General features: G+C 41.9%; 1 protein-coding gene. It reads left to right on the forward strand.

Annotated elements, in window-relative coordinates; translation table 11 throughout:
- Positions 1–289: hypothetical protein (locus tag FTW16_RS13375; protein WP_146491408.1), on the forward strand; the 289-nt coding region annotated here is incomplete at both ends.

Below are 289 nucleotides of genomic sequence, written 5' to 3' on the forward strand. Positions count from 1 at the left end.
AGTTGATTAGTAAGCGTGCAGAGCTGACAGAACTCGATGACAAATTGGAATCGCTAGCCAACGAGACCGCCAACGCAAACCTTGAGGTTGAATCTTTAACTAAAGAGCTAGCGTCGATCACTGAATCAAGAAAACAATTGTTTGGTGATAACGATGTCCAGTCAACGATTCAAGCAATGAAGCAAAAAATGAGTGATGTCGTCACTAATCTTGAAGTATCTCAAACAGAATTCAACGGTTGTGGACGCGAACATCTAAAAGAACAAACTAAGCACGCCAGTTACACCGA

Source organism: Vibrio sp. T20, assembly GCF_007858795.1.
Classification (GTDB): domain Bacteria; phylum Pseudomonadota; class Gammaproteobacteria; order Enterobacterales; family Vibrionaceae; genus Vibrio; species Vibrio satsumensis.